Origin of the sequence: Achromobacter sp. JD-1, assembly GCF_038594925.1 — a bacterium.
In the GTDB taxonomy this organism is placed as follows: Bacteria; Pseudomonadota; Gammaproteobacteria; order Burkholderiales; family Burkholderiaceae_B; genus Achromobacter; species Achromobacter spanius_C.
This window is the reverse complement of sequence record NZ_JBCGCS010000015.1, coordinates 58,519-71,952: the sequence shown is the minus strand read 5'-3', so window position 1 is coordinate 71,952 and position 13,434 is coordinate 58,519. Positions and strand designations below refer to the sequence as shown.

General features: G+C 66.3%; 10 protein-coding genes. 5 read left to right on the top strand and 5 right to left on the bottom strand.

The window, feature by feature from the left end; translation table 11 throughout:
• The first annotated feature begins 31 nt into the window (after positions 1-31).
• Together WBR68_RS21510 and WBR68_RS21505 are read left to right on the top strand one after the other, a co-directional pair.
• Positions 32-1,042, top strand: a complete 1,011-nt coding sequence (locus tag WBR68_RS21510) for an FAD:protein FMN transferase (protein WP_370641263.1) — start codon at positions 32-34, stop codon at positions 1,040-1,042.
• A 4-nt stretch (positions 1,043-1,046) separates the two neighbouring features.
• Positions 1,047-2,420: a sulfite reductase subunit alpha gene (locus WBR68_RS21505; protein ID WP_230695220.1), complete on the top strand. Its 1,374-nt coding sequence runs from the start codon at positions 1,047-1,049 to the stop codon at positions 2,418-2,420.
• Between the two features lie 34 nt (positions 2,421-2,454).
• Here the strand turns inward: WBR68_RS21505 and WBR68_RS21500 are convergent, their stop codons facing one another.
• Together WBR68_RS21500 and WBR68_RS21495 are read right to left on the bottom strand one after the other, a co-directional pair.
• A complete protein-coding gene (locus WBR68_RS21500) occupies positions 2,455-3,411 on the bottom strand; it encodes a tripartite tricarboxylate transporter substrate binding protein BugE (RefSeq protein ID WP_370641265.1) in 957 nt (318 codons plus the stop codon).
• A complete protein-coding gene (locus WBR68_RS21495) occupies positions 3,411-4,886 on the bottom strand; it encodes an N-acyl-D-amino-acid deacylase family protein (protein WP_230695218.1) in 1,476 nt (491 codons plus the stop codon). The genes WBR68_RS21500 and WBR68_RS21495 overlap by 1 nt, the downstream gene beginning before the upstream one ends.
• An 89-nt stretch (positions 4,887-4,975) precedes the next feature.
• Between WBR68_RS21495 and WBR68_RS21490 the strand changes: the two genes are divergently transcribed.
• The gene (locus WBR68_RS21490; protein ID WP_230695217.1) at positions 4,976-5,947 is read left to right on the top strand and encodes a LysR family transcriptional regulator; all 972 of its coding nucleotides are present in this window, start codon (positions 4,976-4,978) and stop codon (positions 5,945-5,947) included.
• A 13-nt stretch (positions 5,948-5,960) separates the two neighbouring features.
• Here WBR68_RS21490 and WBR68_RS21485 read toward each other — a convergent pair whose 3' ends face one another.
• Positions 5,961-6,791 carry a phosphoenolpyruvate hydrolase family protein gene (locus WBR68_RS21485; RefSeq protein WP_050445147.1) on the bottom strand — a complete coding sequence of 277 codons (831 nt, stop codon included), beginning with the start codon at positions 6,789-6,791 and terminating at the stop codon, positions 5,961-5,963.
• A gap of 11 nt (positions 6,792-6,802) precedes the next feature.
• Positions 6,803-8,023 (bottom strand): Tm-1-like ATP-binding domain-containing protein, encoded by a 1,221-nt coding sequence (locus tag WBR68_RS21480; protein ID WP_050445146.1) that lies wholly within the window; start codon positions 8,021-8,023, stop codon positions 6,803-6,805.
• A 165-nt stretch (positions 8,024-8,188) separates the two neighbouring features.
• Here WBR68_RS21480 and WBR68_RS21475 point away from each other — a divergent pair, with 165 nt between their 5' ends.
• The gene (locus tag WBR68_RS21475) at positions 8,189-8,836 is read left to right on the top strand and encodes a TetR/AcrR family transcriptional regulator (protein WP_050445379.1); all 648 of its coding nucleotides are present in this window, start codon (positions 8,189-8,191) and stop codon (positions 8,834-8,836) included.
• Positions 8,837-8,940: 104 nt separating this feature from the next.
• Positions 8,941-10,584, top strand: a complete 1,644-nt coding sequence (locus WBR68_RS21470; protein WP_050445144.1) for an S-layer protein — start codon at positions 8,941-8,943, stop codon at positions 10,582-10,584.
• A gap of 95 nt (positions 10,585-10,679) precedes the next feature.
• Here the strand turns inward: WBR68_RS21470 and clpB are convergent, their stop codons facing one another.
• Positions 10,680-13,286 (bottom strand): ATP-dependent chaperone ClpB, encoded by a 2,607-nt coding sequence (clpB, locus tag WBR68_RS21465; protein WP_050445141.1) that lies wholly within the window; start codon positions 13,284-13,286, stop codon positions 10,680-10,682.
• Positions 13,287-13,434: the final 148 nt, after the last annotated feature.

Here is a 13,434-nt window from a genome sequence, read left to right as displayed (position 1 = left end):
GCCGCTTGCTCCGTCCTACGCGCCTCGCGGCATGGCAGCCCCTACCGTGCGCGTGGCCTATGGCGCCATGCCCTTGCCGTCACTAACCCTGGCAGCGCTGGCTGGGGCGACCATGGGCACCACCTGGTCCGCGCGCATGGCCTTGCCCGCCGGGTGCCGCGACGATGCAGCGCGGCACGCCATCCAGGCCGCGCTGGACGAGGTGGTGGCGCAGATGAGCACCTGGGAATCGGTGTCCGACATCACGCGCTTCAACCAGTCCGCCACCGGTTGGCTGGCACTGCCGGATGGATTCTTCCATGTCCTGCGGCATGCGCTGGCGCTGGCCGAGGACAGTGGCGGCGCCTACGACCCCACGGTTGGCCCGCTGGTCAATGCCTGGGGCTTCGGCCCGCATCAGCGCGCCTTTGAACCGCCCTCGGCCACTGCCATCGACGCCGCCCGCGCGCGCTGTGGCTGGCAACGTGTGCAGTTGGATACCGCGCGGCAGGCGGCGTATCAGCCGGGTGGCGCGTATCTGGACCTGTCGTCCATTGCCAAGGGTTATGGCGTGGACCGCGCGGCGCTGGCGCTGGACGCGCTGGGCATCACGCAGTATCTGGTGGAAGTGGGCGGCGAACTGCGTGCGCGCGGCATGCGGCCCGACGGCCAGCCCTGGCGCGTGGCCATTGAAGTACCCGATGCCAGCGACAACCACGCGCTGGCCTTGCCCTTGCAAGACCACAGCATCGCCACGTCGGGCGACTATCGGCGCCACGCGGGTAGCGGCGACGCGCGCTATGCCCACACCATCGACCCGCGCACCGGTCAGCCGGTACGCAATAACGTCGCGTCGGTATCGGTGCTGCACCGCGAATGCATGCAGGCCGACGCGCTGGCTACCGTGCTGACGGTACTGGGCGAAGCGGACGGCCTGGCGTATGCCCGCCGCCATGGCCTGGCAGCCCTGTTCATCCTGCGCGACGCCCACGACTACCGCGTCGTTGCGACGCCGGCATTCCAGACGCTGACCCAAACACAGACCCAGACCCTGGCACGCTGAACCCATGAGTCCAACCCGCTTGATTGCCGCGGCATGCGTGATAACGCTATGGCTGCTGCTGTGCCTGTGGGCATGGCGCCGTACACAGCAGCACAAGGCGCGGCAGGCGCAGGCCCTGCAAACCCTGAACGCGCCCGCCGCCGACGATGCGCTGCTGGTCGCGTACGCCAGCCAGACGGGCTACGCCGAAACCCTCGCGGCGCAAACCGCTGAATCCCTGCGTGCGGGCGGCTTGACGGTGCGCGTAGCCGCGCTGGGCCAGTTGGACCTGACCCGCCTGTCGGGCTACCGCCGCATGCTGTTCGTGGTCAGCACCTATGGCGAAGGCGATCCCCCCGACTCGGCCGCCCCCTTCGCCAGCCAGATGCAGGCGCCGCCCACGCGCGCGCTGGCCGGCGCGCAAACCGCCGTGCTGGCGCTCGGTGACAGTGAATACGCGCACTTCTGCGGCTTTGGCCATCAGCTCAATGACTGGCTGCATGCGCAAGGCGCCACGCCGCTGTTCGACCTGGTGGAGGTGGACAACGACGACCCTGCCGCGCTGCGCCACTGGCAGCATCATCTGGGTCTGCTGACGGGCCGAAGCGACCTGCCCGATTGGCAAGCCCCGGTCTACGAGCCCTGGCGGCTGGCGACCCGCACGCTGCTGAACCCCGGCAGCCAGGGCAACCCGTGCTACCTGCTGACGCTGACGCCGCCGCCAGGCCAACCCGCGCACTGGCAGGCCGGCGATATCGCTGAAATTGGTCCACGCCTGAAGCGCAGCGGGCCGCTGCAAACGCACCGCGAATATTCCATCGCGTCGCTGCCGCAAGACGGCGCCATCCACCTGCTGGTGCGCCAGATGCGCAGCGCGGACGGCGGCCTGGGCGTGGGTAGCGGCTGGTTGACCCATGTGGCGGAGGTCGGCGAGCAGATCGACCTGCGCGTGCGAAGCAATCGCAACTTCCATGCGCCCGCCGATGCGCGCCCGATGATCCTGGTGGGCAATGGCACTGGCCTGGCCGGGCTGCGCGCGCTGATCAAGGCGCGGCGCGCGGCGGGCCATCGGCGCAACTGGTTGATATTCGGAGAGCGCAACGCCGCGCATGACGCCTTCTGCCACGACGACATCACCGCCTGGCGCGCAGACGGCACGCTGGAACGGGTGGACACGGTCTATTCGCGCGACCAGCCCCAACGGCGCTACGTGCAGCACGTGCTGCGCGAGCAGGCCGACGCCTTGCGGCAATGGGTAGCGGCAGGCGCCGCGATCTATGTCTGCGGCAGCCTGCAAGGCATGGCGGCCGGCGTGGAGGCCGCACTGGAAGACATCCTGGGAGACGAGTCCCTGCAGGCGCTGCTACACGCCGGCCGTTACCGGCGCGACGTGTACTAGGCCTGCTTATCCAAGCGTTCCAGGCCTGCCTGGCTTATTGCAGCTTGATCTGCGCCTGGTCAATCACCGTCTTCCAACGGTCGCGCTCGGTGCGGATCTGCTCACCGAATTCAGCCGGGGTATTGCCCAGCGGAAATGCGCCCGTCTCTTCCATCTTGGCGGCGGTGGCCGGGTCCCGCATGGCTTGTGCGAAGGCTTGCGCCAACTTGTCGCGCACGTCGGCCGGCATGCCCGCCGGACCCACCACGCCATACCAGGCGGTCACGTCGTAATCCTTGTAGCCTTGCTCGGCAAACGTCGGCACATCGGGCAGGCGCGGGTTGCGCTTTGCGCCGGTGATGGCCAGCGCGTGCAGATGCTTGCTCTTGATGTAGGGCAGCGACGATGGGAAGTTGTCGAAGATCACCGGCACCACACCGCCCACCGCGTCGGTCAGCGCGGGCGCCGAACCCCGGTAAGAAATGCTGTTCATCTTGCCGCCGATCAGTTGCAGGAACCAGATCATGCCCAGATCATTCACACCGCCCGCGCCAGCGTTGGCGTAGCCGTCCTTGTTTGGATTGGCGCGCACGTGCTCGACGAATTCGGCCAGGGTTTTGGCCGGATAGCTCGGATTGACGCTCAGGATGTTGGGGCTGGTGACCAGGTTGCTGATGGGGGTGAAGTCCTTGACCGGGTCATACCCCAGCTTGGGGAACAGGTGCGGCGCGGTGCCATGAGTGCTGACGGTGGCCAGCCCCACGGTGTAGCCGTCCGGCTTGGCGCGCGCGGTAGCCATCATGCCGATGGTGCCGGATGCGCCCGTGCGGTTTTCCACCACGATCTGCTGGCCCAGGATCTCGCCCGCTTTCGCCGCCGCCACGCGTCCGACGATGTCGGTGGGGCCGCCGGCCGAGAACGGCACGATCAAGGTGATGGGATGGTCGGGAAACGCGGCGTGGGCGGCGGGTAGCACGGTAGCCAACGCGACAGTGATGAGGGTTTCGCGCATCATGATGGGTGTATCTCCTTGGGGGTGTTGTTGTAAGCAGCTTCGCGCCGCAATATCTTGCCGGGCCGTGTCATGCCCGGCGTGGCGGGAAACACCGGCTGGCCATTGACCAGCACGTGTTCCACGCCAACGGATGGCAGCGTGGGCGCGTCCCAGGTGGCGCGGTCGGCCACGGTGTCCGCATCGAACACCACGATGTCGGCCCAGGCGCCTACGCTGAGCTGGCCGCGTCCGGCCAGGCCGAACACGCGCGCGGGCAAGGCCGTCATCTTGGCCACGGCCGCTTCCAGCGTCAGCAGTTGGGCTTCGCGCACATAGCGGCCCAGCACGCGCGTGAAGCTGCCCCACAGGCGGGGATGCGGATGCGCGTCATTGGGCAGGCCATCAGAACCGACCATGCAGCATTCGTGTTTGAAGATGCGCTGTACCTCGGCGTCGTCCATCGCGAAATAGATGGCGCCGGCAGGGCAAAGGCGTTGCGCGGCGTCGGTCTTGTCGCAGCCCCAGCGCGCCGCGATATCGGCCAGCGTTTCGCCGCTGCATTCCGGGTGCGGAACCGACCATGTGATGCGGATGTCGTCGATGCTGTCGGCGCGCTCGGGGATCAGGATGGTGGAGCTGCCAGGATACGGGTAGATGTCCAGCGCCACGTCGATACCCTCGGCGCGAGCCCGATCGATGTTGGCCAGCGTGGCGCGGCTTTTGCCCCAGTTGCGCGGCATCATGCATTTGTGGTGCGACAGCACCGTGGCGCACCCCGTGTTGCGGCCCACGGACAGCACTTCGTCCACCGCGGCTTCCACCTCGTCGCCCTCGTTGCGGATGTGGCTGGTGTGCAGCGCGCCTTGGGCCGCTGCCACGCGCGCCAGGCCGTCCAGTTCCGCTTGCTCGGCCACGCCGCCCGGCTGGTAGGCCAGCCCCGTGCTGAAGCCCACCGCGCCGGCCGCCAATGCATCGGCCAACATGCGCTGCATGGCGTCCTGCTCGGCGGGCGTGGGCGCGGCGGCGGGGTCGCGCATGGCGGCCAGGCGCAGGTTGGCGTGCCCGACCAGCGCCGCCACGTTGATCATGGGCTGCTGCGCGCGCAGGGTGTCGAAGTAGGCATGCATGTCGGCAAACAAGGGCGTTTCGCCCAGCAGCGCAAGCGCCGCCGCCGTATTGCCCGGCAAGGGCGCGGGCGCGCCGCTGACGCCGCAATTACCGACCACCACCGACGTGATGCCCTGGCTGGTCTTCCATTCCAGGCCGGGCTTTTCCACGAACATCAGGTCATCGTGGCCGTGCGTATCAATGAAGCCCGGCGCCACGATCTTGCCGTGCGCTGCCACCCGGCGCGCGGCGGAGGCGCCCGACAGGTCGCCGATGGCCGCGATGCGTTCGCCCACCACGCCCACGTCCGCGCGCCGCCTGGCGCCGCCCAGTCCGTCAATGACCCAGCCGCCTTCAATGATCAGATCCAATTGTTCCTGCCGCATGATCGTCCTGCCTGGATGAAGGCCCTAGTATCGTCGGCCCGATCAATCTGGAAAAATTGTTTTTATTGATCCATCTATCGTCGTTTGAAATGAATCGTCTGCCCAAGCACGTCACCCTGAAGCACCTGACCGCGTTCGTCGCCGTAGCGCAGGAGTCCAGTTTCACGCACGCGGCCAAGCGTCTTTTCCAGACCCAGTCTTCCGTGACCAGTCTGGTGCGGCAACTGGAAGACGCGCTCAACACCCAGCTCTTTGCGCGTACCAGCCGGCGCGTACTGCTGACCGCGGCGGGCGAGGAATTTCTGCCCCGGGTGATGCGGCTGCTTGCCGATTTTGATGGCGTGATCGAAGACGTGGTGCGTTTTGGCGCACTGGAGCGCGGGCGCGTGGGCGTGGCGGCGGCGCCATCGGCCATCACGCAGATCATTGCCCCGGCGGCGAAGGCTTTCGCGGCGCAATATCCCGCCGTGCGCCTTTACCTCAGCGACGATAATTCCGGCCGAATTCAACGCAAGGTGGCCGCCCGCGAGGTGGACTTCGGCCTGACCAGCCGCTGGGCCGATGCGCCGGGACTACGCTTTGACCCCTTGCTGGAAGACCGCTTCGGCGTGCTCTACCGCGCCGATGACGACAGCATGCGTTCAGGCCGCGACGGCACCATGCGCTGGTCGGACCTGGCGGCGCGCAAGCTGGTGGGGGTGGTGGACGAAACCGGCATCATGGCGCTGCTGCGCGCCCGCGCCGACTTGCCGATTGAGGCGGGCGCCCCCTTCTATGAAGCGTCCAGCACCACCTCGCAGGCCGCGTTGGTCAAGGCCGGGCTGGGGGTGGCGCTACTGCCCGCGCTGGCCGCCGAAAGGGTGCTGGAACCGGGCTTGGCCTATGCGCTGCTGGCGCGCCCGACCGTGGTGCGCACCGTGTGCATCATCCGGCACAAGGAATATCCGCTAAGCCCGGCAAGCCAGGCGCTGATCCGCGCCATCCACGAATACTTACGCGATGCGGTGCTGCCCGCGGGCTGCAAACGGGTGTCTGCCAGCCGCGGCCCCAAGCAAGGCTGAAGCCAGGCCCGGATCAAAAGCTCAGGTTCTTGAATTCGCGCGTGGCGGCGGTCAGCGCCTGTTCGGTGGGCAGGCGTTCCATGGAACTGGCGCCGTAGAAGCCGTGGCAATGCTTGCAGGCGCGCAACACGTGGGCGGCATCGTCGGGTGTCGCGATGGGGCCGCCATGGCACAGCACGATGATGTCGGGCCGCACGGCCAGCGCGGCGGCGGCGATGCGGTCGATGGCAGCCACGCAGCCGTCCAGTGTTTGCGCGGTTTCCGCGCCGATCGAACCGCCCGTGGTCAGGCCCATATGCGCCACGATGATGTCCGCGCCCGCCTGCGCCATGGCCACCGCGTCGTCCTCGTTGAACACATAGGGCGTGGTCAGCATGCCCTTCTGGTGGGCCAGGCGGATCATGTCGACTTCCAGCGCGTAGCCCATGCCGGTTTCTTCGAGATTGGCGCGGAAGGTGCCGTCGATAAGCCCCACGGTGGGAAAGTTCTGCACGCCCGAAAAGCCCTGGCGTTTCAGATCGTCCAGGAACACGTCGAAGTCGCAGAAAGGATCGGTGCCGTTCACGCCCGCCAGCACGGGCGTCTGCTTCACCACGGGCAGCACTTCGCGGCCCATGTCGACCACGATCTCGTTGGCGTTGCCATACGCCAGCAGCCCGGCCAGCGAACCCCGGCCCGCCATGCGGTAGCGGCCCGAGTTATAGATGACGATCAGGTCAATGCCGCCCGCTTCCTCGCATTTGGCCGATAGCCCCGTGCCCGCGCCGCCGCCCACGATGGGCGTGCGCGCGCGCACCATGGCGTGAAACTTGTCCAGCAGTTCGTTACGGTCAAAACGCGGCATGACGGCGGTCCTTAATGGCTAGTGGCGATTTCAAGAAATTGTTCGACCGCCGTCTTGGCGAACAGCGGATCGTTGATATGGCAGGGCACCCGCAGCAGGCGGCGGTCCGGCGTCTGCACAACGTGGCGTTCCAATGCGGCGAACAGCGCGGCATCCGCCTCGGGGTCCCAGAACGCCTGGCCCGGCGCATCCAGCGCCGACACGCCGCCTTCCGGGATCAGGAAACGCACGGGTCCATTGCATTGATTCAGCTTCGCGGCGATCCACTCGCCCTGCTGCGTGTTTTCCTCAACCGTGGTGCGCATCAACGTCACCTGCGGGTTGTGGGGATAGAACATGCGGCCCTGGTAGCGTTCGGGCACGCTGTCCATGCCGCCGAAATTCACCATGTCCAGCGCCCCGCACGAGCCGACATACGGCGCGCCCGTGCGGGCCACGGCGCCAAAGCGATCTTCGGTGCAGGCCAGCACGCCGCCGAAAAGAAAGTCGCAGACTTCGGTGGTCGTCAGGTCCAGCACGCCGGCAAGCAAGCCGCTGTCCAACAGCTTTTCCATCGACTGCCCGCCCGTGCCGGTGGCGTGGAACACCAGGCAGTCATACCGGGAATCCAGCAGGGGGGTCACCTGTTGCACGCAGGCGGTCGTGACGCCGAACATGGTGATGCCGACGGCGGGGCGGCTGTCGTCGTCGCCGGCGGCGTTGGCGGCAGCCATGCGATGCGCCCCTGCGATAGCGCCCGCCGCGTTGGCCAGGACGCGGCGCGAAATGCGGTTCAGGCCCGCCACGTCGGTCACGGAATACATCATGGCGATATCGGACGGGCCGACATAGGGCGCGACGTTGCCCGACGCCATCGTAGACACCATCACCTTGGGCGTGCCGATGGGCAGCGCGCGCATGGCGGGGGTGATCAGCGCGGTGCCGCCCGAGCCGCCCAGGCCCAGCATGGCGCCGATGCCGGCATGGCCGGCCACGTAGCGTTCGAAGGCCAGCGCCATGGCCGCGATGGCCGTGCCCCGGTCGCCGGTGAACACGGCGTCCACGCCTCCGGGATGGCTGCGGGCCACTTCCTGCGCCTGCACCTGCGCCGTGCTGGCAGCGCCTGAGGTGGACACATCCACCGACACCACCTCCAGCCCTTCGCGCTTGAGCAGGTTCACGACGTACTCGGCTTCCTGCCCCTTGGTGTCGAACGTCGCCGCAACAAAGACCTGCTGATTTGCATGCATCATGGCTCCTCCGCGGGCGGCTACACTCGGTGCGCGCCTCGATATGTGAGGCCTCAACCAGGCCTGTAGAATCTAGAAATGAGACGAAAGAATCATACTGAGACACAAGTCTCACGTCAAACTTCCCGCCCCGCTCGGCGTCCGTCGCCGCCGGACGCCGAGGCCCGCCTGATCGCGCCTGCCAGCCGGCAGGCCGCGGCCAGCGGCGAGCCACCGCACGGCCCGCGCGCGCGCATGCGAAAAATCTTGCTGGATGCCGCCCAGCAGTTGATGGCGCAGGGCATCACGCCGTCTGTCGCGGAACTGGCGGAACATGCCGGCGTTTCGCGGGCAACCGCGTATCGCTACTTCCCCAGCCAAAGCGCATTGATCGCGGCGGTGGTCGACGAAAGTCTGGGCCCCATCCTGGCTTGGAACTCCGATGCGCCCGACGCCGCCACCCGCGTCGATGAGTTGCTGCGGTTCGCCTACCCCAGGCTGGCCTCGCACGAGGCCCCGTTGCGCGCCGCCATCATGGTGTCGCTACAGCAACATGCCGAGGCCAGCGCTGGCAAGGCCGGCGCCGAACCCAGGCTGGTGCGCGGCCATCGGGTCGACATCCTGCGGCGCGCCATCGCGCCGTTGGCCTCAGAGCTGTCGGCGGCGCAGCAGGACCGCGTGGCGCAAGCCCTGTCCTTGGTTTACGGCACCGAAGTGTTCCTCGTCTTGAAGGACATCTGGAACCTGGACCTGCCTGCCGTGACGGACGTGGTGCGCTGGACCGCCCGGGCCATCGTCCAGCAGGCCCTGAGCGAGGCGCGAACGCCCAAACCGTAGCGGCCCGGCTGACGCGGCGCTGTCATGGCTGCGTCACCCGCCACCGGCATAGTTCGGCGTTTTGCGGCCTGCCTTCGTAGGCCGCCCGACGTTGGAGTGTGTCCATGCAGTTCGAAGTATCCCGCTTGCGCCGGGCCATCATGCCCCTGTCGCTGGCTTGCGTCACCCTGTTGAGCGCATGCGGTAGCGATGACGATGATGACGCCGTCGCCCAGCCCTCGCCCCCGATCGTCACGGAGCCTGCCCCCACGCCGGTCGAAACCGGAGCCTGGAGCGCGGGTGACCTGCACGTGCATACCTACCAATCGGACGACGCGCAAGTCAGCCTGGAAAGCGCGCTGGATCAGGCTTTCGACCGCTACAAGCTGGATTGGGCCGCGCTGTCGAACCATTTGCGCCTCTCTGCGCGCGACCATACCGGCACGACGCTGGCCGGCGGCCCCATTGCGTTTTCCACCGGCATGGCCCTGTATGAAGTGCCCTTCATCAAGACCGCGCAGGCCGCCGGCCGCTACGCCGGCAAGATCATTTTCTCGTCGTTCGAATGGGACATGCCGACGCATGACCACGTCAACATCGGCATCGGCACGGATGACCCGCTGTCAGCCAAGTCATTGGAGGCCGTCGCCGAATTCGAATACCTGTTCACCAACCGCGCCCCCGCGCTGTTCGACCCCCTGCTGGTGTCGCGCCTGTCTGGCGAAACCCGCGCCTACACCACGCATGCGGATTCGCTGGCGGCCTTGAAGTGGCTGCGCGACAAGCATCCCGACAGCTACATGCTGCTGAACCACCCGTCGCGCTATGCGGGCAAGTACACCGTGGGGCAGTTGCGTGAAATGAATGACCTGGCGCCCAACGTCTTCTTCGCCATCGAAGGCATGGTCGGCAATCAGATGGAACCGGATCGCGGCGGCTACGCCGAGGCCTACACCGCCGGTTTCCTGCCCAACCGCACTTATGGCGGCGTGGACTATCTGGTGGCAAATCTGGGCGGAACCTGGGACGCGCTGCTCGGCGAAGGTCGGCGCATCTGGACGGTAGCGGATTCCGACTTCCATTTCCGCACGGCCTCGGGTCTGTATAGCTCGGGCTACGCGCCCGGCGAATACGCCAAGACGCACGTATGGAAAGACGGCGACAACATGGCGGCGGTGATGGCCGGCCTGAAAAGCGGTCGCGTGTTCGGCGTGTTCGGCGACCTGATCGATGCCTTGGACTTCCAGGCGCAAGGCGCGGCCGGCACCGTGCACATGGGCGGCGAGTTGCAAGCAGCGAAGGGCGAAAAGGTGGAAGTCACCATCCGCTTTCGCAGCCCGGACAGCAACAACTACGAATACCCCATCGAAAGCGGCAACCCCACCTACGTCAAGCCCACCGTCAACCACGTGGACTTGATCGTGGGCGACGTCGGCCCGCGCGCCGCCGCCGGCACGCCCGATTACGACGTCGACACCAACCCGTCCACGCGCGTGCTGGCCCGCTTTACGCGCGCCGACTGGACGGTGGACGCCGACGGCTACAACGTCATCAAGACCACGGTGACGGCGGACAAGAGCCAGTACCTGCGCCTGCGCGGCACCAATCTGGGCGTGGACGTGGCCGGGGAAACCGCGGCCGGCGAACCGCTGCCTGACGCCAAGGTGGACCTGGCCGATAACGTTGCGCGCTTCAACGCCATCAATGCGCGCAACTACAACGACCTGTGGTTCTATTCGAATCCGGTGTTCGTGACCGTCGCGCAGTGACGTAAACCCCGTCGGTAAACCCGCCGCCCAGAACGCGGCACAAAAAAAGCCTGGCATTGAAAAATGCCAGGCTTTTTGCTTACCGCGGGTTCTGCTTACTGCAAGGTTCGGGTGAAGATGAATTCGCCGTTTTGCCAATCCACCGGCACCACATCGCGAGGCCCGAACTTGCCTTCCAGAATCAGGCGCGCCACCGGGTTTTCGATCTGCTGCTGGATCGCACGCTTCAAGGGGCGTGCGCCAAACACCGGATCGAAGCCGGAGCGGGCCAGTTCGGCCAGCGCCGGTTCGGTGACCTCCAGCCGCATTTCCTGCTTTTCCAGCCGCGCGGCCAGCCGGCGCAACTGGATGCGGGCGATGGACTCGATGTGCTGCGCTTCCAGCCCGTGGAACACCACCACTTCGTCGATGCGGTTCAGGAATTCGGGGCGCAGGGTTTCCTTGAGTTCGCCCCACACCACTTCCTTGACCACGTCATACGGCTGGCCCGCCAGGCTCTGGATGTGATGCGAGCCCAGGTTGGACGTCATCACGATCACCGTATTGCGGAAGTCCACCGTGCGGCCCTGGCCATCGGTCAGGCGGCCGTCGTCCAGCACTTGCAGCAGCACGTTGAACACGTCCGGGTGCGCCTTTTCAACTTCATCCAGCAACACCACGCTGTACGGCTTGCGGCGCACGGCTTCGGTCAGGTAGCCGCCCTCTTCGTAGCCCACGTATCCCGGGGGCGCGCCGATCAGCCGCGCCACCGAATGCTTCTCCATGAATTCGCTCATGTCGATGCGGATCATGTGGTCTTCGGAGTCGAACATGAATTCAGCCAGCGCGCGCGTCAGCTCGGTCTTGCCCACGCCGGTGGGGCCCAGGAACAGGAACGAGCCATAGGGCCGCGACGGGTCCGCCAGACCGGCGCGTGAACGCCGGATGGCGTCGGACACCAGGCGCACGGCCTCGTCCTGACCCACCACGCGCTTGTGCAGGAAGTCCTCCATCTGCAGCAGCTTCTCGCGTTCGCCCTGCATCATCTTGGACACCGGAATACCGGTGGCGCGCGACACCACTTCGGCGATCTCTTCCGCGCCCACGCGGGTGCGCAGCAGACGCGGACGGCTACCGTCGCCCTCGGCATTTTCAGCGGCCTGCTCGGCGCCCACTTCGGCGGCCTTCAGGCGCGATTCCAGGTCAGGCAGCTTGCCGTATTGCAGTTCGGCCAGCTTGTCGAACTGGCCCTTGCGTTGCAGTTCGGCCATTTCGGCACGCACGCTGTCAATCTCTTCCTTGATGGCCTGGGTGCCTTGCACGGCGGCTTTCTCGGCCTTCCAGATTTCCTCGAAGTCGTTGTATTCGCGTTGCAGCTTTTCCAGCTCGTCTTCGATGACGCCCAGGCGACGCTTGGAGGCGTCGTCGGTTTCCTTCTTGACGGCCTCGCGCTCGATCTTCAACTGGATGATGCGACGGTCCAGCTTGTCCATCACTTCCGGCTTGGAATCGATTTCCATGCGGATGCGCGCACCGGCTTCGTCGATCAGGTCGATGGCCTTGTCGGGCAGGAAGCGGTCGGTGATGTAGCGGTGCGACAGCTCTGCCGCCGCCACGATGGCCGGGTCGGTGATTTCAACGCCGTGGTGGATTTCATAGCGTTCCTGCAAGCCGCGCAGGATGGCGATGGTGGATTCCACATCGGGTTCGTCGACCAGCACCTTCTGGAAGCGGCGTTCAAGAGCTGCGTCTTTTTCGATGTACTTGCGGTATTCGTCCAGCGTGGTCGCGCCGATGCAGTGCAGTTCGCCGCGCGCAAGCGCCGGCTTGAGCATGTTGCCCGCGTCCATCGCGCCTTCGGCCTTGCCCGCGCCGACCATGGTGTGCAGCTCGTCGATGAAGACGATGTTGCTGCCGTCGTCCTGGCCGAGTTCTTTCAGCACGGCCTTCAGGCGTTCTTCGAATTCGCCACGGAACTTCGCGCCGGCCAAGAGCGCGGCCAGGTCCAGGGACAGCACGCGCTTGCCGCGCAGGGTCTCGGGCACTTCGTCGTTGACGATGCGCTGCGCCAGGCCTTCGACGATGGCGGTCTTGCCCACGCCCGGCTCACCGATCAGGACCGGATTGTTTTTGGTGCGGCGTTGCAGGATCTGGATGGTGCGGCGGATTTCGTCGTCACGGCCGATCACCGGGTCCAGCTTGCCCTGGCGAGCGCGCTCGGTCAGGTCCAGGGTGTACTTGGACAAGGCCTCGCGGTTGGACTCGCCTTCGGCGCCCGACACGTTTTCGCCGCCGCGCACGGCGTCGATGGCGGCTTCCAAGGCCTTTTTCTGCAGGCCCGCTTCACGCAGGATGCGGCCGGCCTCGCCTTTGTCGTCGGCCAGCGCCAGCAGGAACAGTTCACTGGCGATGTAGGTGTCACCCCGGCGCGCGGCTTCCTTGTCGGTGCGGGTCAGCACCGCGTTCAAGTCGCGGCCCACCTGCACGTTGTCGTCGCCCTGCACTTGCGGCAAGGACTTCATGGCGGCTTCCAGCGCGGGCTGCAGGCGGTTCACCGCCACGCCGGCGCGCGCCAGCAGGCTGCCTGCGCCGCTGTCCGGATCGGACAGCAATGCCGACAGCACGTGCACGGGCTCGATATAGGGATGATCGTTACGGGCGGCCAGACTTTGAGCGTCGGCCAGGGCTTGCTGGAACTTGGTGGTTAGTTTGTCGAATCGCATAATGGTCGTTTGGCTTGTTGAAGAGCCTGACCGATACGTGCCGGCTGGCTCGATATCCTGAATATGCGGCCGGATGAGAAAATTTCAACACCTGCCGCCCCATGGTTTGCTTCGACGTGCTGGGCTTTTACGGCTTGAAGAACCGATT

Bases quoted from the DNA above. Each gene is read 5' to 3' on its own strand.
- WBR68_RS21510 (WP_370641263.1), top strand. From the start codon at position 32: ATGGCAGCCCCTACCGTGCGCGTGGCCTATGGCGCCATGCCCTTGCCG.
- WBR68_RS21505 (WP_230695220.1), top strand. From the start codon at position 1,047: ATGAGTCCAACCCGCTTGATTGCCGCGGCATGCGTGATAACGCTATGG.
- WBR68_RS21500 (WP_370641265.1), bottom strand. From the start codon at position 3,411: ATGCGCGAAACCCTCATCACTGTCGCGTTGGCTACCGTGCTACCCGCC.
- WBR68_RS21495 (WP_230695218.1), bottom strand. From the start codon at position 4,886: ATGCGGCAGGAACAATTGGATCTGATCATTGAAGGCGGCTGGGTCATT.
- WBR68_RS21490 (WP_230695217.1), top strand. From the start codon at position 4,976: ATGAATCGTCTGCCCAAGCACGTCACCCTGAAGCACCTGACCGCGTTC.
- WBR68_RS21485 (WP_050445147.1), bottom strand. From the start codon at position 6,791: ATGCCGCGTTTTGACCGTAACGAACTGCTGGACAAGTTTCACGCCATG.
- WBR68_RS21480 (WP_050445146.1), bottom strand. From the start codon at position 8,023: ATGATGCATGCAAATCAGCAGGTCTTTGTTGCGGCGACGTTCGACACC.
- WBR68_RS21470 (WP_050445144.1), top strand. From the start codon at position 8,941: ATGCAGTTCGAAGTATCCCGCTTGCGCCGGGCCATCATGCCCCTGTCG.
- clpB (WP_050445141.1), bottom strand. From the start codon at position 13,286: ATGCGATTCGACAAACTAACCACCAAGTTCCAGCAAGCCCTGGCCGAC.